This window comes from Nocardia tengchongensis, assembly GCF_054781395.1.
The window spans coordinates 540682-560508 of sequence record NZ_BAAGUM010000006.1 but is presented as its reverse complement, the minus strand read 5'-3'; the positions used below and the strand labels follow the sequence as shown (position 1 = coordinate 560508).

Below are 19827 nucleotides of genomic sequence, written 5' to 3'. Positions count from 1 at the left end.
GCCGTGCCCGCCGATCCCGGCCCACGGACTGCACGGATCACCTTCTCGAGACAAAGACCCAAAGACCAAAGACTCGAGGACTCGAGACGACCCCCAACCCTTCCCTCCCAGCACACCTCACGGTGCGTGTACCTCGACAACTTCAGAGTGCTTGTACCCCACACCGGGCCGATCCACGGCCGAGCCGCAATGGGGCTGGTAGGTGAGTGAGCCTCCCCAGCCAGCCAGCCCCTCTCCCTTCTCCAGGCGTCTTTTATCTTTTAGTCCTCTTTTAGTCTTGGCCTTTTCGGCTTTTGCTCCCTTACTCCGCAATCAACTCCGCTTCAGAATCCAACGCCCGCTGAGCCTCCTCGGAAACCCCAACGGCTCCAGGCCGATACGTAACAGCCTTCAACTCACCGCTATACCGAAACGCCCCCCACCGCTCCCGCAGCTCCCACGACACCGGCCCCCGAGCATCAAGCCCCACCGAGATCCCGGTCCACGGCGACATCCCTACCAACTGCACCTGATCCAACAACGCCCCAGCCTCAACCCCATCGATCCCGATAGCAAAATCCCACCGCAACCGCGGCCGAACACGCGCAGCCACGGTGAGAACCTCACTACCGCCAGGAATCTCACCAGCATCCACAGTCACGTATCGCCCATACGCGTTGTACCCGAAGATCAATCGCCCATCCTCGACGTACAAGATGTACCCACCGAGCGGATCCCCATGGGCAACCAGCACCCCCTCATCACCCCACCGATACCCACCCAGCTCGACGACAATACTGAAATCGCGATAAGCGATGAGCCGCTGCGACCGATAACGCTCCAGCGTAGGAGTACCGGGAAGAATCCGAACCGCCTCACCCAACCGAGCTTCCTCAGGCCGCCGCCGAGCCAGATCCTGCCGAGTCAACAACGGAAAAACCGTGTTATGCCAAGCAGCTTCGTCCCAAGCAGCGGAAAGCTCAGCCACCTTGTCCGGCAGCTGCCCAGCCAGATCGTGCAGCTCCGTCGGATCGGTCCGAACATCGAAGAGCTGCCAACGCGGATCGTCGATCCCCCGCTCGGGCTCGTGCAGAGCGAGCAGCTTCCACCCGTCACGATAGAAGCCACGGTGCCCGGTCATTTCCGAGTACTGCTCCACGTGCCGGGAGACGGCGGACGAATCGTGCAACACGTCAGTGGCGGAGACACCGTCGAACTCCTTGGCAGGCAACCCATTACGCACGGACGGCCGATCCAGTCCGATCAACTCCAGCAATGTCGGAGCCAGGTCGGTGATGTAGACGTACTCCTGCCGGACACCGCTGTCGCTCTCCGCGCGCGGCAGCCCCCGCGGCCAGGACAGCACGAACGGCACCCGGACCCCGCCCGCGAAGGTCTGCCCTTTGTAGAACCGGAACGGCGTATTCGAGGCCTGCCCCCACCCGCGCGGATAGTGGACACCGAGCTTGGCGGTGCCGATCAGCTCGTCGTCGTGCGGGACGTCGCGTTCCCAGTCGGGCTCATCGACCTGCGCGAACTGCGCGAAATAGGTGCGGGTGCCTTCCGGTCCGCCCTCCGCGGTGCCGCCGTTGTCGGAGGTGAACACGATGATGGTGTTGTCCAGCTCCCCGAACTGTTCGAGGGTGTCGACGATGCGGCCCAGGCTCTGGTCGATGCTGTCGACCATGCCGGCGTACACCTCCATGTAGCGCTCGAACCGTGACCGCTGCTCATCGGTCAGCGAATCCCATTCCTGCGCTTCGTAACCCGGTTCGGTGTTGCGCGGCTTCTGTTGTGTTCCGGGTGGGAACAATCCCTGCGCGAGCTGGGAGGCGAACCGGCTCTGCCGCAGGCGATCCCAGCCCTCCCGGTACTTCCCGCGATACTTGGCCTGATCCTCCGGCTTGGCCTGCAACGGCCCGTGCATCGCGGTGTGCGCGAAGTACAGGAAGAACGGCTTGTTCGCGTCGTGAGCGCGCAGTTCTTTGAGGTAACCGACCGCGCGATCGGTGTAATCGTCGGTGAGGTAGTACCCCTCCGGATACTCCTCGATATCCACCGGTGAGTTGTCCGAGACGAGTTGATTCGGGTAGTAGAAGGAGTTCAACCCCTCCAAAGAGCCGTAATACCGGTCGAATCCGCGCTGCGTCGGCCACGAATCACGTGATGCCGCAGGGTGCAGCGTGGCATCACGCACCAGATGCCATTTGCCGACCGCGTACGTGGCATAACCGTTGGCGCGCAGTATTTCCGGAAGTGTCAGCACATCGTCGGCCAGCTCCAATCGCAGTCCCGGGTAGCCGGGATCGGCATTGGCGACGAATCCGAAACCCGCACGGTGGGAATTGATTCCGGTCAGCAGCGCGGCCCGGGACGGTGAGCACAGTGGCGTGGTGTGGAAGTTGGTGAGCCGCAATCCATTCGCGGCCAGCCGATCCAGGACCGGCGTCTCGATCTCCGATCCGAAGGGGCCGATATCGCTGAAGCCCATATCGTCGACCAGCACCACGACGACATTGGGCGCACCGGCCGGCGCGACCGGCGGATACTGCCATTCCGGCGTGGAATCGGCGGTGGTGCGGCCGATCTCACCGGCGAAACTCTCATAACCACGGGCATTGTCGGGGACTGACATGCTCCCCAGCAAAGGCCGCAGGCCCGGCCGGAGGCCAGGGTTTCACTCTGGCTGCGTGCAACCGGTGATCCGTCATGCATCCGCGGATAGCGTCGCCGCACACAATCCAGGCCCGGTCCACACTCGAGGATTTCCCCATGAATTCGTCCCCCGGCGATCTCCACCGCCGTAACTTCCTGCGCGGTTCGGCCGTCGCCGCCCTGGCGATCTTCGGTGGCGGGGCGCTGGCCGCCTGCACCTCGGCGGTGAGCCAGCAGCGTGGCGGCGACGACAACGCGCAACCCGTGCGCGGCGGAACCCTGAAGTACGGCGTGCTCCTGGACCTCGTCCCCGCCAACCTGCTCACCAATACCGGCAGCACGCCGTACGTGGTCGGCCTGGTCTTCGAAACCCTGGTGCGGTACCCGCACGACAAGTTCGAACCGCAGCCGCTGCTCGCCAAGAGCTGGATCGTCGCACCCGACGGCAAGTCCATCACCCTGGACCTGCGCGACGACGTGAAATTCCACAGCGGACGGCCCTTCACCTCCAAGGATGTGGAGTTCTCGCTGCGCACCTACGCCGACCCCAAATGGTCGGGGCAGCTCAAGAGCACGGCCGCCGCGGTCACCGGCATCGACAGCAGCGACCCGCACCGCGTCACGCTGACCCTCGCACACCCGCTCAGCAACCTGTTCGACCTGCTCGACACGGTGCCGATCCTCGACAGTGAATCGATCGATCAGCTCGGCACCGGAGAGAAGATCGTCGGCACCGGCCCGTTCCGGTTCACACAGCGAATCCCCAACCAGCAGTTGGTGTTCGAGAAGAACCCGAACTACTGGGTGCCGGACCGCCCCTACCTGGACCGCGTCGAGATCACCATCATCCCCGACAATCAGGCGCAGCTGAACGCCCTCAAGACCGGGCAGATCCATCTCGCCGACGGCGTCACCTACCGCGACAACGAGAACCTCGCCAAGACCGACGGCTACCGCGTCATCACCTACGAAGGCGCCGAGATCGAGATCTACGTCGGCGCGAACGTCGCGGACCCGGTGCTGTCGGACGTGCGGCTGCGGCAGGCCATCGCCTACGCCGTCGATCGGGAGCGCATCATCGCCGAGGTGTTCCGCGGCGCCGGCTACGCCGCGAACCTGCCGTGGCCCAAGAACTCTCCCGCCTTCGACGCCGCCCGCAACACCCGGTACTCGCGAGATGTGGCCAAGGCCAAGCAGATCCTCGCCCAGTTGCCGAAGCCGCCGAAGATTCCGCTCAGCTACAACACCGCCCTGTCCGCGTACGAGGCGACCGCGCAGATCGTGCAGGCCAACCTCGCCGAGGTCGGCATCGAGGTGGAACTCACGCCCACCGACAACGCCACCTTCGTCAAACAGCTGATCGGCGCACAGTTCCCGGGCCTGTGGATCACCGACCACTCGTGGGCGCAGTTCGTGCCGTCCACCCTCACGGTCAGCGCCTACCCGTTCAACGCCCGGAAGAACGCCTCCCACTTCGAATCCCCCGCCTACGTGGCCGCCGCCGACGCCGCCTGGCAGCTGCCGCAGAGCACCGGCCCCGAAGCCGTCCGCGCCTACCAGGCGTTGAGCGATCAGCTGCTGGACAGCCTGTTCCTCATCGAGATCGGCGTCCGATACTCGCAGGGCTCGGCGACGCGGAAACTGCACGGCTTCAACTGGACCAAGCGCCGCGAACTGGCATTGACCGAAGCGTTCCTGGCATGACCGCCTACCTGCTGCGCCGGGTGCCGTCCGCGCTGGCGGTGCTGTTCGGGGCCTCGGTCCTGATCTTCCTGCTGCTGCGGCTGGTACCCGGCGACCCGGCGACCATCCTCGCCGGAGCCGACGCCTCACCGGAAACCGTTGCGGCCATCCGGCATCAACTCGGATTGGACCGATCCATTCCGGCGCAATACCTGTCCTGGCTGCGCGGCGTGGTGACCGGGGACCTGGGGCGCTCCTACCTGATCGGCGGCCAGATCTCCGATCTCATCGGCCGCGGCCTGTCCAACACGCTGATTCTCGCGGGGGCGGCGCTGCTGCTGGCGGTCACCGTCAGCCTGGTGGTGTCGGTGTCGTCGGTGCTGTGGGATCGGCGCTGGCTCAACGCGATCGTGGCCGCCGCCAACACCGTGACCGTCGCGATCCCGGTATTCGTCACCGGCGTCCTGCTGGTGCTGGTGTTCGCCGTCGCGATTCCCGTCCTGCCCGCCGGCGGGCTGCCGCCGGACGGGTTCGTCGCCCGCCCCGATATCGCTGTCCAATACCTGCTGCTACCCGCGACCTGCCTCGGCCTCCCGGTGGCGGCCGCACTGACCCGCTTCCTCACCGAGGCGCTACGCACCGAACTCGCCAAGCCCTACGTCCTGACCGCCCGCGCCCTGGGTATCCCGCGCCGCCGCATCGTCACCCACGACGCCCTCCGCAACGCGCTCCCCACCATGCTCACCACCCTCGGCATCCAAACCGGCAACCTGCTGGGCGGCGCCGTGCTGGTGGAAGCCGCCTTCGCCTGGCCGGGCATCGGACGCCTCATCGAAGAGGGCATCAACCGCCGCGACTACCCCGTGGTCCAGGCCCTGCTCCTGTTCTCTGTAGCGGTATTCGTGACCATCCAACTGACCACCGACATCGCCCACGCCTACCTCGACCCCCGCATCCGCATCGGAGGCCGCGCATGAGCGATCTCATCGCCCCCACCCAACCGTCCACCGACACCGCGTCCGAACTTCGCGGTGACGCCGGCCGGCCACTCGCGGGGACCACGACAAAACTGTCCACGACCACCGCAACGGAACCATCTACCGCGACCGCAACAGAACCGCCTACCGCGACCGCAGCCGAGCCGACTGGCGCGACCACGGCTGACCCGCCCGTAGTGACTGCGGCTGAGCCGCTCGCGGTGACCACGGTCGAGTCGACCGATGTGACCGTGGGCGAGTTGCCTGGCGTGTCCGCTTCCGAGGAGCCCGCAGTGACGGTGGCCGAATCGGGTGGTGTGACCGCGGCCGAGCCCGCCGCGGCGACCGCGCCCGAGCTGCCCGGCGGTGCCGTACCCGAGCCCGGTGCTGGGGACAAGGCGGCGGCGGAAACGCCCGTACGTGAGTCGAATCCACGGCGCTCCGGGTTGCGTGCGCTGGCGCACGGGCAGGGGCTGGCCGGGTTGCTGCTGATCGCGGTGATCACTCTCGCGGCGCTGGCCGCAGGCGTGCTCACGAAATACGGCCCGCTGGAGCAGATTCCGGGGGCCAATCTGCTGGGGCCCAGCGGCGAGCATTGGCTTGGGACCGATCATCTGAACCGTGATGTGTTCACTCGCATGCTGTACGGGATTCGGGTGGATCTGCTCATCGCCTTCCTGGCGGTGCCCACCGGTGCGGCGCTGGGGTCGGTGGTCGGGCTGGCGGCGACCGTCAATCCGGTCGCGGATGTGGTGGCGCAGCGCGTGTTCGACCTGATCCTGGCGTTTCCGGCGCTGATCTTCGCGATCGCGCTCACCGCGGTCACCGGGCCCGGCGCGCACGCGGTCGCCATCGTGATCATCGCCGCGGAGATCCCCATCTTCGGCAGGCAGATCCGCACGGCCGTACTGGCGGTGCGTGAACAGCCGTTCGTGGAGGCCGCCACCGTGATCGGTGCGAGCACCGGGTGGACGCTGCGTAAACATGTGCTGCCCAACGTGATCGAACCGCTCGGGGTGCAGTTGGCGTTGTCGCTGTCGCTGGCCGTCTTCGTGGACAGCGCCATGAGCTTCATCGGCATCGGGGTGCGGCCGCCGGACCCGTCACTGGGGTCGATCATCGCCGAGTCCACCCGCAATCTGGATGCCAATCCCGCCATGGCGGTCGGCCCACTGCTGGTGGTGTCGGCGCTGACCCTCGGATTCCTGTTGATCGCCCAGGCTCTGGGCCGTGCCCGGAGGGCGATATGACCGGCGAGACCCTGCTCGACATTCGCGACCTGGCCGTGCGATTCGCGGCACGCACCGTCGTGCACGGGGTGGATGTCCAGGTGGCGCGCGGCGAAACCGTCGCGCTGGTAGGCGAATCCGGCTCCGGCAAGTCGCTCACCGCCCGCGCCGTGCTCGGGTTGTTGCCCGCCGGCGCGACCGCCACCGGATCGATCCGGCTCGACGGCACCGAGATCATCGGCGCCACCGACAACGACCTGCGTCCGCTGCGCGGCACCCGGGCCGCGATGGTGTTCCAGGAACCGCAGACCGCCCTGAACCCGGTGCGTCGCATCGGCAGTCAGATCATCGAGGCCCTGCGTGCGCACCGGCCGATCGGTCGAGCGCAGGCCCGCGCCCGCGCCATCGAATTGCTCGGCCTGGTCGACATTCCGGAACCGGACAAGCGGGTCGACTGGTATCCGCACCAGCTTTCCGGCGGTCAGAAACAGCGGGTGGTCATCGCGCTGGCGCTTTCCGGCGACCCGGACCTGCTCATCGCCGACGAGCCCACCACCGCCCTCGACGTCACGGTGCAGGCCGAAATCCTGCGCCTGCTCCAGGACCTGCAGCGCCGCAACAACACCGCGATCCTGTTCATCACCCACAACCTGGGCGTGGTCGCCGCCATCGCCGACCGGGTGGTGGTCATGCGCGCGGGGGAGTTGGTCGAAACCCAGCCGGTCCGCGAGCTTTTCGCGCATCCACGCGAGCAGTACACGCGAGAACTGCTGGCCGCGGTCCCAGAGTTGCCGGAGGACACCGCCGAAGCGGTGACCTCGGAGCCCGCGTCGCCCGCCGAATCGCGGGAGCCGGTCACCGAGCCCGAGCCGGTACTGCGTATCCGCGATCTCTCGGTGGTCTACCGCCGCCACGGCAAGCAGTTCCAAGCATTGCAAGACGTGTCATTGACCCTGGCGCCCCGCGAGGTGATCGGCCTGGTCGGGGAATCCGGTTCGGGGAAGAGCACTCTGGGCCGCACCGCACTCGGTCTGGTGTCCGCCGCGGCGGGCGAGGTGGTGCTGCAGGGCGTTCCACTCACCGGGCTCTCCCAGCGTGAACTGCGTGGCCTGCGTAAGCACGTGGCCCTGGTGCATCAGGATGTGACCGCCTCACTGGATCCGCGCCGCACCCTGGAGGATTCGATCGGCGAGCCGCTGCGCGTGCACCGGGTGGCCTCGGGCGCCCTGCTGCGCGCCAAGGTCGGCGGCCTGCTCGAATCCGTGCGGTTGCCTCGCGACTACGCCACCCGTCGCCCGGGCGAATTGTCCGGCGGTCAACGCCAACGGGTGGCGCTGGCCCGGGCGCTGGCCCTGGCGCCCCGCCTGCTGGTGGCCGACGAGCCCACCAGCGCGCTGGACGTCTCCGTGCAGGCACGGGTGTTGGAGCTGTTCGCGGACCTGCGCGCCGAGTACGGATTTGCCTGCCTGTTCATCAGTCACGACCTCGCCGTCGTGCATCAGGTGGCCGATCGGGTGCTGGTGCTGCGGGAAGGGCGTATGGTCGAATCCGGGCCGGTCGAGACCGTCTTCCGGGCCCCGAACGCGGAGTACACGCGCCGCCTGCTCGACGCCGTTCCGGCCCCGGATCCGGCTCGTTCTCGGCCGGCGGAGGACGTTTCCGCGCGAGTGCCCCTGGTTTCGGGGGCACGGGGGTAAGTTCGAAAGCACACTCTCCGCCGTAGATCCAGAGCGACGCCGAAAGGTATACCAATAGGAGTATCGGGAGATACTGATTGGATTTGCCGCCCTGACCAGTTCGTATCCGGATCTGTGTAAGTATCCGTCCAGAAGGAGATCTCGGCGTTGCCTCCATGGGGAGGCAAGGTGGGCCGCCGGGATTCCGTTGAGGAGGGAACCAGTGGGCGCGAGAGCGGTATGCGGACAGGATTTTCAGGAACTCGAAGCACCCACTTTCGGAAACCTGTTGCGGCGACTGCGTGACAATCGTGGTGTTTCCCGCGAACGCCTGGCATTCAACGCCGGTGTAAGCGCAAGTTACACAACGCATCTGGAGAAGGGCGACCGCGGCAACCCGACCCGGGAAGTGGTCACCGCGCTCACCCGCTATCTGGACCGGCTGGTCCCGCTCTCCACCGCGGACCGCCGCCAGCTGGACGACCTCGCGGGTCTGGGAGCAGGCGACTTCCCCTCCGTGGCGGAGCTGCGCCGGGCCGTCACAACGGAGATGACCCGGACCCTGGAACTGCACAACCCCAATATGGCCGCCCTGATGGACACCCGGGCCAACCTGCTGGCCACCAATGACGGCTGGAAAGACGCGTTCCCGGGCCTGTCCGAGCACGGCAATATGCTGCGCTGGTTCTTCGGCAATGAGCTGGCGACCAAAGTGATGGTCAACTGGGAGTCCGACGCCCGGTTGCTCGCGCGTTGGATGCGCGGATTGATCGGCCGGTCGGGTAATGCCGACGGATTCGCTGACCTCATCCGGGAACTCGGGGAATTCCCGAATTTCCGGCACGCCTGGTCCGAGGGCGGCGTGGAGTTCGCGCCGCACGTCTTCACCCTCCATATGCGCAATCCGGTGACCGGCGCCCGCCGCCGGGTTTTCGCCCAGACCGGGCGGATCGACGGCGCGTCCTATCCGGGACAACTGCTGACGATTCTCGGATTGCCCGGCTGACCCTGCCACACTCGGTCCCGATACCGCGTTCCCGCTGCATATCCGTTGGAGTGCAGCGGTTCTGCCGTGTCCGGCGACCCCTACCTTGGATGCGGTACGTGTATCAGATGCAAGTTCAGGATCGACTGATCCGCGTCGGCTCAGCCGCGCAGCGGGATGAACTCGGCGAGGTCCCCGTCGACGGCGTCGGCCGGGACCACCACCAGGCCGTCACGGTCCAGCAGGTCCGCCAGGTGCGCCGTGTGCAGGCGCAGATCGCCGTGGAAGCCGCCACCGGGCAGCGCGCGGGCCGGGACGATGCGGGCCACGGGCGCGGTCAGCTCGCCCGCGTTGGCGAGCGGGCCCAGGATCTTGCGGGCCGGTGTCGCGCCCGTCATGGCCTCCACGGTCGCGCCGATCAGGGCCAGCAGGGTGCCGATGGCCGCGAACGGGTTGCCTGGCAGGCCCAGAACGACTGTGCCGGAATCCAGTTGGGCGGCCACGGTGGAGCCGCCGGGGCGCAGCCGCAGGCGGCGCAGCAGCATGGTGGCCTCGGTGCGGTCCAGGGCCGAGCGCAGTTGATCGGCCGCACCGCCGCCGGTGGCGCCCACGATGACGAGCAGATCGCAGTCGGCGGCCGCGGCCAGCACCTCGTCGAAGGCGTTCTCGGAGTCGCGCAGATGCACCCGATCGATGGTCGACACGCCGTACCAGGCCAGTATGTCGGGCAGCACCGGACCGATCGCGTCGCGGGTCTGGCCGGTGTGCAACGGGCCCTCCCCGCGAATCTCGTCGCCGGTCATGACGATTCGGGCGCGCACCGGGCCGCGCACGGACGCCGCCGCGACCTCCGCGCTGGCGGCCACCGAGATCAGCGCCGCGTTCACCGGGGTGCCGGCGGGCGCGACTTCGTCACCGGGCAGCCAGTATTCGCCGCGGCGGCGCACATCCTCGCGAATGGGCGTGTCCGGCAGGCGATACAGCGTGCCCTCGGCGTCGATGCGGACGAACTCGTCCCGCACCACCGAACTGGTCCCGTCGGGCACGTGCGCGCCGGTCGCGATCCGCACCGCTTCGCCGTCGAGCAGGCCCACCGGCCGCTCGCCGCCGGCGAAGCCGATATCGCGGCGCAGCTGCCAGGGCCCGTCGCCGCTGACCGCGTACCCGTCCATGGCCGAAACGTCGAAGCGCGGCAGCGCATCCGCCGCGCGCAGCGGGGCCGCCAGGGTGGCCCCGCGCACCGATCGCAGGGTCGCGCGGCGGGCCGGCAGCGGGGAGATGCTCGTGCGCAGCACATCCCGGGCCTCGTCGAGCCACAGCGGTTCGGCCGCGCGGGCGGCCCCGGTGCGGGCCCGGCGCACGTCCTCGGGAGTGTCGCAATCCTCGACCCCGGGCAGCGCCACCATGGCGGTGTCCACCGGCACCAGCGCCTTCATCGGCCGATTCACCAGGGAGTCCAGGGCTTTCAGCGCCGTGTCCAGCGCGGCTCGGCGCCACACGCCGACCAGGTACTGCGGGCGGCCCGAGGCGTCCGCGGCGAACACCGCGTCGCTCCCGGATTCCCTTGCGTGGGAGAGCAGTTCATCGATCGCCGCGGCGGTGAGGAACGGCATGTCCGCGGCCAGCACCACGATCAGCCCGGCCGGGAACTCGCAGCCGGCCAGTGCGCCCAGACCTGCGGCGATGGCCGCGACGGGGCCCGCGCCGGCCGGTATCTCCTGTGCCTGAAGGACTTCCGGCGGCAGCTCGGGCCGGTGCGGTCCCACCACCACGGTGCGCGTGCAGCCGGCGACCGCCGTGAGCGCCGCGTCGAGCATGGACTGACCGCCCACGACCAGGGCGGGCTTGTCCACGCCGCCCATTCGGCTGGCCTTTCCACCGGCCAGCACGATGGCGTCGACGGGTGTCACGATCCCCGTCCGGGGCGGGGGAGTGTCGGTGGCTCGGAGCGCATGGTTGAAGATCGTAGTGGCAGGCTGTTGAAGGTCTGTCGGGCGCGCCGGAAACCTGCGCTTGCTAAGCAATTGCCGATAGTCGTTACGTTATGAGATGTGGCACGACACATAGTAGAAATGGTCTTGTTTTAACCTTCGGAACAATCGCATATGGCAGTATCCGAGTCGAGAACTGGCGGAGTATGCGGCGTTCGTCACAGTTCGCACCAGGCGTCACACCGGGTCCCACTGTCCGGAACCAGGAGGACTCAGAGCGATGAAGGTTGGTTTGCTGAGTGTTTGTGGAGAGGGAACGGCGTGGTGCTGGGCGTGAAACCGGATAGGGACTCGGACGATCTGAAGCCGCCGACTTTCGGACTGCTGCTGCGCCGGTTGCGTGATGCCCGGGGCGTATCACGCGAACGACTCGCCTTCAACGCCGGCGTGAGCGCCAGCTACATCAGCCATTTGGAGAAGGGCGATCGTGGCCACCCCACCCGCGAGGTGGTCGATGCGCTGCTGCGCTATCTGGATCGAATAACCCCGCTGTCCGCCGTCGAGCGCCGCCATCTGCTCGATCTGGCCGGACTCGGCGTGAGCGAATTCCCCTCGGTGGAACAACTGCGCGCCGAAATCACCGACGACATGCGCCGGGCGCTCGATCTACACGAGCCGAACCTGGCCGCCTACGTCGATACGCGCTGGAATGTGCTGGCGTGCAACGAAAGCTATGCCCGGGCATTCCCCGGACTGGAGCGCGACACCAATATTCTGCGCTGGTTCCTGGGTAACGAGGCCGCGCGCGGGGTGATGGTCGAGTGGGAGGAAGAGGTCCGGCTGACCGTGCACTGGCTGCGCGGGCTGATCGCGAGCTCAGGAGATACCGCCTGGTCGGTTGAATTCCTTGCGGAACTCGGACGTTTCGGACTTTTCCGGGAAATGTGGGACGAGGGCATCGCCGCCTACGGACGGCCCCGCGCCACCATGCGCCTGCGCGAACGCGACAGCGGCCGGCGCTTCGACATCGCGGTGCAGCTGTTCAGCGTCTTCAACGCCGCCTACCCCAGCCAGATCCAGATCTTCCTCGGCATTCCGAGCTGGCACGAGGCCGGAGCCGGGTTCGGCGAAGCCGGTCTCGACGAGGGAACCGGCCGGCCGTGACCGCCATGGGCACGGCCCGCGGGGCTGCTGCGAACTCGACGAGCGCGACCGGTTACTGCGCGGCCTGAATCTCGCGCTCGGCGCGCATCCCGCGCTCGCCGCGGACCTTCGGCCACGGCGCGGACAGGGCCCGCGTCAACTTGCTCTCGCGGCGCGCGGTGGACTGTTCGACCAGCCGGATCAACAGTGGCGCAACCACTTCCGGGTGGGTCCAGGCCGCACCGTGTCCCGCGCCGGGGATGGTGACGACGCCGTCGGCGCCGGACAGGCCGGCGGTCAGCGCCTCGGATTTCTGGGATGTGCTGTTGCTGTCGTGGCTGCCGCGCACGACGAGGGCGGGTGCGGTGATCTCCGATAGTCGATGGAGCACCGATCTGCGGTCCATCAGGCAGCGGGCGGCCGGCATGATGCCGTTGCGGTCGGAGCTGTACCAGCGACTGGTCCAGGCGCGCCACAGCCGCGGATCCGTGCCGCCGATGAGCTGCGGTGCCAATTCGGCCACCAGTGGGGCCAGCGGCTCGGTCCCGGACCAGCGTTCGAAGAATTCGCGGTAGTAGGCCAATTCGGCCGGGGTGCACGCGGTGGCCTCGGTATCGATCAACGCGAGGCCCTGGATGCGTTCAGGGGCCAGCAATGCCATGCGCAATGCGGAGTAGCCCCCCTGGCTCATTCCGCCGATGACCGCCTGCTCGATTCCGAGTTCGTCCAGTACCGCCAATCCGTCGGCGGCCAGATCCCAATAGCTGAACGGTTCGCCATCGGGTGACTGCGTCCGTCCATGGCAGCGCGCGTCGACCGTTACGAGATTGATACCGGCGGCTGCCAGAGATTCGCGCATGGGCTCGAACATGGACTCGTCCATGAAGAATCCATGGGCGAGCAGCAGCGTGGGGCCGCTGACCTGGCTGGAGGTGTAATGCACTGTTGCTGAACCTGATCGCACATAAGGCATGGTCAGACCATAAACGGCGGAACACGCCGCTCCCTATATGTTTGCCCGCGTGGTGCCAGGCACCCTGCGGTGCGGTTCCCGGCGGGTACCCACACTGGCCAGTGTCAGTACTGCTAGGGGTTTGCCCCAGATTGCCTCAAAACTGGACAACAAGATCACGAGGCCTTTTAAATCAGCGCATGGCGCTTTTGGGACAAGCGCAATTTCAAGGGAGGAAACAAATGTTCGACGTCACCACCGCAGCGCGACGGAACGACTTCCGGATCGATCGCGGCGCGGGATTGCGGGAGTCGCTCGAAGGTCTCTTGCTGCACGACGGAGTCGGCCTCGACGCCCGGATGCGTCACGCGATCGCCGCGGTCGTCCACCTGGCTGTGGACGCCCCGCTGGGCGTTCCGGAAGACGCCGAGGAATTCCTGGGCCGGTTGGACGCCTCATGGCTGTTCGCCGCCTGGAATGACAGCGATCAGGAACTCTCTCTGCTGAATACCCTCTGCGGCGGCGAGGTCCCGGCATTGAGCTGGTGCGAACTCATGTTCACCACCTCGCTCGCGCCGTGGTCCGGTGCGCCGGCAGCGGTGCATGCCCGTCGCATCTTCGTCAATGGTGAACAGGCCAGGTTGGCGGCGGTCAGTGGTGACTGCGGCATGGGTCGCGCGTAAACATACCGCGCGTTTTTCTTTCTGATACTTGTATTGAAGGGATGAGGATAGTGAAGCTGCTTTTCACCAATTTCGACGCCATGTTCGAATCTCTCGCCCGCCGCGACGGCGCCGACTCGGAATCCTGGCACCAGCAGGCGCTGTGCACCCAAACCGATCCCGAAGCATTCTTTCCCGACAAGGGCGGCTCCACCCGCGAGGCCAAGCGCATTTGCTCCTCGTGCGATGTGAAGAAGGAATGCCTCGACTACGCGCTCAGCCACGATCAGCGTTTCGGCATCTGGGGCGGACTCTCGCCGCGTGAGCGCCGGCGCTTCGAACGCGGCGCGGCCTGACGGTCGTCCGGCCCGGCAATTACGCCGATCCGGCCGGAGTTTTTCAATCGATTGTTGCTTGTAAGAGACAGAATTCATTGGTCTCCGGATCGGCCAGCACCGCCACCGGCGCACCCACCGGCGAATCCCCGCCGGGCGCCGTCTCGCGGTCGACCGGAACCGCGCCCGCGGCCCGCAACCGGGCCGTCTCCTCGACGGGATCGTCGGAGGGGAAGGCGACGAGATCCAGATGCAGGCGCCCGTGCTCGCCCAGCGCCTGCGGCGAACGCAGGAATTCCAGCCACGGGCCCAGCCCGGTGGCCGCCCGGATTCCCGCGTAGCGAGAGGTCTGGTGGGTGAGTTGCCAGCCCGAGGCCGCTGACCAGAACTCGGCCAGCCGCAACGGATCCCGGGTATCGACCACGATCGCCGCCACCGCGCCGGTGTCGACGTATTGCTCCCGGGGCTCCAGCACGCAGAACTCGTTGCCCTCGGGATCCGCCAGCACGGTCCAGGGCACCACGCCCTGACCGATGTCCAGCCGCCGGGCGCCCAGGGACAGTGCCCGGTCCACCAGCACCCCCTGCTGGTCCAGGGAGCGGCTGCACAGATCCAGATGAATACGGTTCCGCGCCGTCTTGGCCCGCCGCGCGGGGAGGAAGGTGAGCGCCACGTCCGGCCCGTCCGGGTCCGGCGCGGCGATATCGACCTCCCCGGGCCGGTCCACCATCACCTCCCAGTTCAGCAACGCGGCCCAGAAGCGGGCGACCATAACGGGTCGCTCCGCATCGAACACCACGCGCGCCAGCCGGGTGGACATATCTCCACGGTAACCGGCGGCCGGGGTGACGGGTATCAGCTTTCGGCGAACCGGCCGAGAGACGGGTCCCAATGGACGCGCGCCCGGGACAGGTCCACCCGGTCCCCGTTCAGCGGACAGCCCTCGGCGGCCAGCTGGGCCAGCTGCCGATGCGCCAAATGTGGTGCGGGCGTGCCGTTTGCGCGCAGCACCCGATGCCACGGCAGATCCGCGGAATCGGTGCGCATGATCCACCCGACCGTGCGCGGTGTGGACAACCCCGCCGCGGCCGCGATATCGCCGTAGGTGGCTACCCGACCGGGCGGAATCGCCGCGACCAGCTCCCGCACCCGCTCGACCTCGGCATCGGTGGTCGCCATGTCACGCCTCCCTCTGGGCTCAGAGCAGCCCGCGGACCAGTTCCGCGGTTCGCGCGGGCCGGGCCTGGGGCACCATGTGATCGCAGTCGAATTCCAGCACCGTGAGCCGGTCGCCCAGGTGCTCGGTGAGCGCCGCCCGGAACGTGGGGGACACCAGCGGCGGATCCACCTTCATCGCCTGCACCAGCACCGTGGGCAGCGTCGCCGGCGGCAGCACGAAATCGCGGGCGATCTCACCCCAGAAGGCGATGATCGCGGGCATCGTCACCCGCCAGCCCACCCGGCCGTCGGCCGTGGGCACCAGATGCTCGGCCAACTCGGCCTCGAGCACCGCGGGATCGAGCTCACCCCAGGCGGTCTCGAGCTTGTCGAAGCGAGCCTGCTCGACGTCCGCGTAATCCGGGGACGTCAGCGTCGAACTCGCGATGCTCAGCATGCGGTCGGGGTCGAGGCCCAGCGCCGGATCCAGTAGCACCAGCCCGCGCACCAGCTCCGGCCGCCGCCGCGCCAGGTGCACCCCGATCGCGCCGCCGAACGAATGCCCGACCACCACCACCGGTTCGCTGGTCTCGCGCTCCAGCAACGCGGCGAGATCATCGACCAGCGTCTCGAAATCCCACGGCGGCACGCCGGGCGACCTCCCGTGCCCGCGCAGATCCGGTGCGATGATCCGGACGTCGGGGAGATGATCGTCGGCCAGGATCTGCCAGCGCCGGCCGTGGCCCGTCAACCCGTGCAACGCCAGCACGACCGGACCGGTCGGGGGACCGAAACGATGAGTATGAAGCTCCACCACACCGCCCATTCTGCTGCCTGCGTCGCCAGCGGCGAATCGCGGACCATGATCATGAACGGCATATCGAATGTGACCGTCGGCACGGACAACTCATGGCAAACGAAAACTGTCGGGGCGGTCTGTTGAAATAGCCGACGTGATGCGATCGGATAGCTCGGTGCAATTGGTGCGCCGGGCCGAGGCGGAAACGCTCCCCCGGGAGTGGGACCCCGCCCTCCGGCCGCTCTTCGACGTGCTCGGCGCCGACCCCGGCTGGGCGCCCTGGCAGGTGCTCGGCGGACCCGGCACCGGGAAGACCGCGCTGCTCGCCGACCTGGCCGCCACCCGCATCCTGGCCGGGGTCCCGCCGGAATCGGTGCTGGTCCTCACCTACACCAAGCGGGCGGCCACGGACGTGCGCGCCGCCATCACCGCCCGCGTCGCCGCCGCGGCTCCAGCGGCGGCCTACGGCGCATCCGGCTACTCGGCCGCGGACCGCGCGGCCTTCGATCCAGCCGATGACGGCTCGGTCGTGGACGGCGTGCCCGGCGCGACCCGCGGCCCGCTGGTGCGGACCCTCCACTCCTACGCGTTCGGCCTGCTGCGTTCGTTCGCGGCCGCGCACGGCAACCCGCCGCCGCGCCTGCTCACCGGATCCGAGCAGGACATCGTCATTCGTGAATTGCTGCGCGGCGACGTCGCCGACGGCGCGCTCGGCTGGCCCGAACGGCTGCATCCGGCACTCACCGCGGCCGGGTTCGCCGAACAATTGCGGGACCTCATGTTGCGGGCCACCGAACGGGGTCTCGGACCCGAGGATCTGATCGAGCTCGGCCGCCGCCACCGCCATCCCGAATGGGTCGCCGCCGGCTATTTCGCCGAACGCTACGAGCAGATCATGATGCTGCGCTGGTCGGTCGGCATGGACGTGCCCGAGGCCAGCGCTCCCGCCCTCGACGCCGCCGAACTCGTCACCGCCGCGCTCGAGGCCTTCCACGTCGATCCGGAACTCCTTGCCGCCGAACGCGATCGACTGCGCTGCATCCTCGTCGACGACGCCCAGCACCTCGATCCCCATGCCGCCCAACTGATCCGCCTGCTCGGCTCCGGCACCGCCACCACCGTCATCGCCGCCGACCCCGACCAATCCGTCTACACCTTCCGCGGCGCCGACTCCCGCTTCGCCGCCACCCCCGACGCCCCCGCCGACCGTCGAATCATCCTTCGCCGCAACCACCGTTCCGTCCGCGCTGTCCAGGAAGTAGCCGACCGCATCGCATCCCGGCTGCCCGGCTCCGCGATCCACCGCGTGCAGCCTTCCGCGCCCGCCGATGCCGACGAGACTCACCGGGGTGCCGTGCAACTCGAGGGCGAGGTGCGGGTGCAGGTGCTCACCACCCCCGCCAAGGAGGCGGCGCTGATCGCCGACCACCTGCGGCGCGCCCACCTCACCCACGGCGTGCCCTGGTCCCGCATGGCGGTGATCGTCCGGTCGGTGCCGCTGTCACTGGCCCCGCTGCGCCGCGCCCTGCTGGCCGCGGGGGTGCCGGTCCGGCAGCCACCCGCCGACGTGCCGCTCGCGCGGCGGCGGGGCGCGGCGTGGATGCTGTTGGCGCTGCGGGCCGTAACCGCCGGCGATCCCACCGCGGTGCGGCATCCGCGACCGATCGGCTTCACCGCCGACGACGCGCTCGACCTGCTCGCGGGACCGCTCGGCGGCGCGGACCAGATCAGCCTGCGGCGACTGCGCCGCGGCATCCGGCGCACCGTCATGGAGCTGGGCTACCCGGAGCCTCCCGTCGCCGACGCCGCGGAGAACGACTCGGTCGAAACCCTTGTGGTGGAGACGAATTCGGTTGGCACGGAATCCTTCGACGACACCGACCGCTTCGCCGACCTCGACCGGTCGTCGGCGGAGATTCTGCGGGACCTGCTGGTGGGGACCCGGAATCGGGTGGTGCTCGAGAAGCTCACCACGGTGGAGGCCGCGCCGCTGCGGCGGGTGCTCAAGGCGCTGGGGCGGGCGCGGAAGGTGCGGCGCGAGGGCGGTGGGCTCGAGGACGTGATGTGGGGGGTGTGGACGGCGTCCATGCTGGAGCGGCGGTGGACGGGGCAGTCCGAGCGCGGGGGCGCGGGCGGGATGCAGGCCGATCGGGACCTGGACGCGGTGGTGGGCCTCTTCGAGGCGGCCGCGGCGTACGTGGATCGGCTGCCGCGCGCCACCGTCGAGGGTTTCGTGGAATACCTGGAGCAGCAGGTGATTCCGCAGGACAACGCGCCGATCACCGATCCCGGCGAAGCGGTGACCATCTGCAGTGCGCACGCGGCGGCCGGGCGGGAATGGGACACCGTGGCGGTGGCGGCGGTGCAGGAGGGCATCTGGCCGGACCTGCGGTTGCGGGGCACGCTCCTGGGTGTCGAGGAACTGGTGGATCTGCTCGCCGGCGTCGGCGGTGCGGGCGAGAAGGTGAGCCGTTCCGCGCCGCTGCTGGCCGAGGAACGGCGGCTGCTGCTGGTGGCGTGTAGCAGGGCGCGGCGATCGCTGCTGGTGACGGCGGTCGAATCCGTCACGGGGGATCAGGATCTGGTGCCCTCGCGCTTCCTGGGCGAACTGGACGCGGACGCCGAGGACGGCCGGCCGGGCAAGATCCCACCGCCGGTGGATCCCGGCCGCGCCCTGGCCATGCACGCGCTGATCGCCGAATTGCGCACCGCCGCATGCGATCCCGAGACCAATCCCGCCCGCCGGATGCGCGCGGCCCGGCAGCTGGCGCGGCTGGCGCAGGCCGGGGTGCGCGGCGCCCACCCCGACGACTGGTACGGCACCGCCGAACTCTCCTCCGTGAATCCGCTGTGGGACACCGAATCCGGGATGATCTCGCTGTCCCCGTCCACCGTCGATCAGCTCGAGACCTGCCCGCTGCGCTGGGCGCTGGAACGGCACGGCGGCGGCGACGGCGAGAACCCGCACGCCCTCAAGGGCAATCTGGTGCACACCCTGGTGCAGGCGCTGGCCGGGCAGGTCAACGAAACCCAGGTCAAGCAGGCCCTGGTGAAGGCGTGGAAGAAGGTCGACCCCACCGCCCGCGACGGCGAGAACTGGCATTCCCGGGCCGAACTGCGCCGCACCGAGACCATGGTCGACACCTTCCTGGCCTGGCTGCGCAACACCCGCGACGAGCTCACCACGATCGGCGTCGAGGTGCCGGTGGACTGCGTGCTGCCCGCCCGCGGCCCCGGCGAACTGCCGGTCCGGATCGCCGGACGGGTCGACCGGGTGGAACGAGATGCCTTGGGCCGCTTCGTCATCGTGGACGTGAAGACCGGCAAGACGCCCATCTCCAAGCAGGCCGCCGAGGAGCACGCGCAGCTGGCCACCTACCAGGTCGCGGCCGCCGAGGGCGCGCTCGGCGAGGGCGAGCCCGGCGGCGCGCGCCTGGTGTACGTCGCCAAACCCAGTGCCAAGGAGGGCGCCACCCAGCGCACCCAGCCGCCGCTGGACGCCGCGGGCGTCGACAGCTGGCGCGCCATCGTCCACCACGCCGCCGACGCCTCCAAGGGCCCCAGCTACCTCGCCATGCGCAATGACGGCTGCCGTCACTGCAAGGTCGCGGGCAGCTGCCCCGTGCAGGACCGCGGCCGCCAGGTGACGGACGAGTGAGCGCC

The 19827-nt window shown here is 68.5% G+C and carries 16 protein-coding genes; 10 read left to right on the top strand and 6 right to left on the bottom strand.

The window, feature by feature from the left end; translation table 11 throughout:
• Positions 1–301 precede the first annotated feature (301 nt).
• Positions 302–2470, bottom strand: coding sequence for an arylsulfatase (locus tag ACYVKL_RS13655; protein WP_379165713.1), 2169 nt, complete (start codon positions 2468–2470; stop codon positions 302–304).
• On the opposite strand from ACYVKL_RS13655, the gene ACYVKL_RS13650 reads away from it, so the two are divergent.
• The 6 genes from ACYVKL_RS13650 to ACYVKL_RS13625 all read left to right on the top strand — a co-directional run bounded on the left by ACYVKL_RS13650 (position 2375) and on the right by ACYVKL_RS13625 (position 9205).
• The gene (locus ACYVKL_RS13650) at positions 2375–2611 is read left to right on the top strand and encodes a hypothetical protein (RefSeq protein ID WP_379165835.1); all 237 of its coding nucleotides are present in this window, start codon (positions 2375–2377) and stop codon (positions 2609–2611) included. The genes ACYVKL_RS13655 and ACYVKL_RS13650 overlap by 96 nt on opposite strands.
• 140 nt (positions 2612–2751) lie before the next feature.
• On the top strand, positions 2752–4338 hold the full coding sequence (locus tag ACYVKL_RS13645) for an ABC transporter substrate-binding protein (protein ID WP_379162975.1): 1587 nt from the start codon (positions 2752–2754) through the stop codon (positions 4336–4338).
• On the top strand, positions 4335–5294 hold the full coding sequence (locus ACYVKL_RS13640) for an ABC transporter permease (protein WP_357191650.1): 960 nt from the start codon (positions 4335–4337) through the stop codon (positions 5292–5294). The genes ACYVKL_RS13645 and ACYVKL_RS13640 overlap by 4 nt, the downstream gene beginning before the upstream one ends.
• Before the next feature lie 356 nt (positions 5295–5650).
• Positions 5651–6544 carry an ABC transporter permease gene (locus ACYVKL_RS13635; protein WP_379165712.1) on the top strand — a complete coding sequence of 298 codons (894 nt, stop codon included), beginning with the start codon at positions 5651–5653 and terminating at the stop codon, positions 6542–6544.
• Positions 6541–8220, top strand: coding sequence for a dipeptide ABC transporter ATP-binding protein (locus ACYVKL_RS13630; RefSeq protein WP_379162972.1), 1680 nt, complete (start codon positions 6541–6543; stop codon positions 8218–8220). The genes ACYVKL_RS13635 and ACYVKL_RS13630 overlap by 4 nt, the downstream gene beginning before the upstream one ends.
• 202 nt (positions 8221–8422) lie before the next feature.
• Positions 8423–9205, top strand: a complete 783-nt coding sequence (locus ACYVKL_RS13625) for an MmyB family transcriptional regulator (RefSeq protein WP_379162969.1) — start codon at positions 8423–8425, stop codon at positions 9203–9205.
• 140 nt (positions 9206–9345) lie between these two features.
• Here the strand turns inward: ACYVKL_RS13625 and ACYVKL_RS13620 are convergent, their stop codons facing one another.
• Positions 9346–11094, bottom strand: coding sequence for an NTP transferase domain-containing protein (locus ACYVKL_RS13620; RefSeq protein ID WP_379162966.1), 1749 nt, complete (start codon positions 11092–11094; stop codon positions 9346–9348).
• Between the two features lie 354 nt (positions 11095–11448).
• On the opposite strand from ACYVKL_RS13620, the gene ACYVKL_RS13615 reads away from it, so the two are divergent.
• A complete protein-coding gene (locus ACYVKL_RS13615; RefSeq protein WP_379162963.1) occupies positions 11449–12279 on the top strand; it encodes a helix-turn-helix transcriptional regulator in 831 nt (276 codons plus the stop codon).
• A 52-nt stretch (positions 12280–12331) separates the two neighbouring features.
• Here the strand turns inward: ACYVKL_RS13615 and ACYVKL_RS13610 are convergent, their stop codons facing one another.
• Positions 12332–13201 carry an alpha/beta fold hydrolase gene (locus ACYVKL_RS13610; RefSeq protein WP_379162960.1) on the bottom strand — a complete coding sequence of 290 codons (870 nt, stop codon included), beginning with the start codon at positions 13199–13201 and terminating at the stop codon, positions 12332–12334.
• A gap of 251 nt (positions 13202–13452) precedes the next feature.
• Between ACYVKL_RS13610 and ACYVKL_RS13605 the strand changes: the two genes are divergently transcribed.
• Positions 13453–13893, top strand: coding sequence for a hypothetical protein (locus tag ACYVKL_RS13605; RefSeq protein ID WP_379162957.1), 441 nt, complete (start codon positions 13453–13455; stop codon positions 13891–13893).
• Between the two features lie 41 nt (positions 13894–13934).
• On the top strand, positions 13935–14228 hold the full coding sequence (locus tag ACYVKL_RS13600; protein WP_281423543.1) for a WhiB family transcriptional regulator: 294 nt from the start codon (positions 13935–13937) through the stop codon (positions 14226–14228).
• A 43-nt stretch (positions 14229–14271) separates the two neighbouring features.
• On the opposite strand, the gene ACYVKL_RS13595 is transcribed toward ACYVKL_RS13600, so the two are convergent.
• Genes ACYVKL_RS13595 through ACYVKL_RS13585 form a run of 3 tightly spaced genes read right to left on the bottom strand, consistent with a single transcriptional unit; the run spans position 14272 to position 16191 of the window.
• Positions 14272–15027 carry a VOC family protein gene (locus tag ACYVKL_RS13595; protein ID WP_379162954.1) on the bottom strand — a complete coding sequence of 252 codons (756 nt, stop codon included), beginning with the start codon at positions 15025–15027 and terminating at the stop codon, positions 14272–14274.
• A gap of 35 nt (positions 15028–15062) precedes the next feature.
• Positions 15063–15386, bottom strand: coding sequence for an MGMT family protein (locus ACYVKL_RS13590; RefSeq protein ID WP_213559794.1), 324 nt, complete (start codon positions 15384–15386; stop codon positions 15063–15065).
• Positions 15387–15405: 19 nt separating this feature from the next.
• On the bottom strand, positions 15406–16191 hold the full coding sequence (locus ACYVKL_RS13585) for an alpha/beta fold hydrolase (protein ID WP_379162951.1): 786 nt from the start codon (positions 16189–16191) through the stop codon (positions 15406–15408).
• Positions 16192–16321: 130 nt separating this feature from the next.
• Here ACYVKL_RS13585 and ACYVKL_RS13580 point away from each other — a divergent pair, with 130 nt between their 5' ends.
• A complete protein-coding gene (locus tag ACYVKL_RS13580; protein ID WP_379165710.1) occupies positions 16322–19822 on the top strand; it encodes an ATP-dependent helicase in 3501 nt (1166 codons plus the stop codon).
• The last annotated feature ends 5 nt before the right edge of the window (positions 19823–19827 follow it).

Bases quoted from the DNA above. Each gene is read 5' to 3' on its own strand.
- ACYVKL_RS13655 (WP_379165713.1), bottom strand. From the start codon at position 2,470: ATGGGCTTCAGCGATATCGGCCCCTTCGGATCGGAGATCGAGACGCCG.
- ACYVKL_RS13645 (WP_379162975.1), top strand. From the start codon at position 2,752: ATGAATTCGTCCCCCGGCGATCTCCACCGCCGTAACTTCCTGCGCGGT.
- ACYVKL_RS13640 (WP_357191650.1), top strand. From the start codon at position 4,335: ATGACCGCCTACCTGCTGCGCCGGGTGCCGTCCGCGCTGGCGGTGCTG.
- ACYVKL_RS13630 (WP_379162972.1), top strand. From the start codon at position 6,541: ATGACCGGCGAGACCCTGCTCGACATTCGCGACCTGGCCGTGCGATTC.
- ACYVKL_RS13605 (WP_379162957.1), top strand. From the start codon at position 13,453: ATGTTCGACGTCACCACCGCAGCGCGACGGAACGACTTCCGGATCGAT.
- ACYVKL_RS13600 (WP_281423543.1), top strand. From the start codon at position 13,935: ATGAGGATAGTGAAGCTGCTTTTCACCAATTTCGACGCCATGTTCGAA.
- ACYVKL_RS13595 (WP_379162954.1), bottom strand. From the start codon at position 15,027: ATGTCCACCCGGCTGGCGCGCGTGGTGTTCGATGCGGAGCGACCCGTT.
- ACYVKL_RS13590 (WP_213559794.1), bottom strand. From the start codon at position 15,386: ATGGCGACCACCGATGCCGAGGTCGAGCGGGTGCGGGAGCTGGTCGCG.
- ACYVKL_RS13585 (WP_379162951.1), bottom strand. From the start codon at position 16,191: ATGGGCGGTGTGGTGGAGCTTCATACTCATCGTTTCGGTCCCCCGACC.
- ACYVKL_RS13580 (WP_379165710.1), top strand. From the start codon at position 16,322: ATGCGATCGGATAGCTCGGTGCAATTGGTGCGCCGGGCCGAGGCGGAA.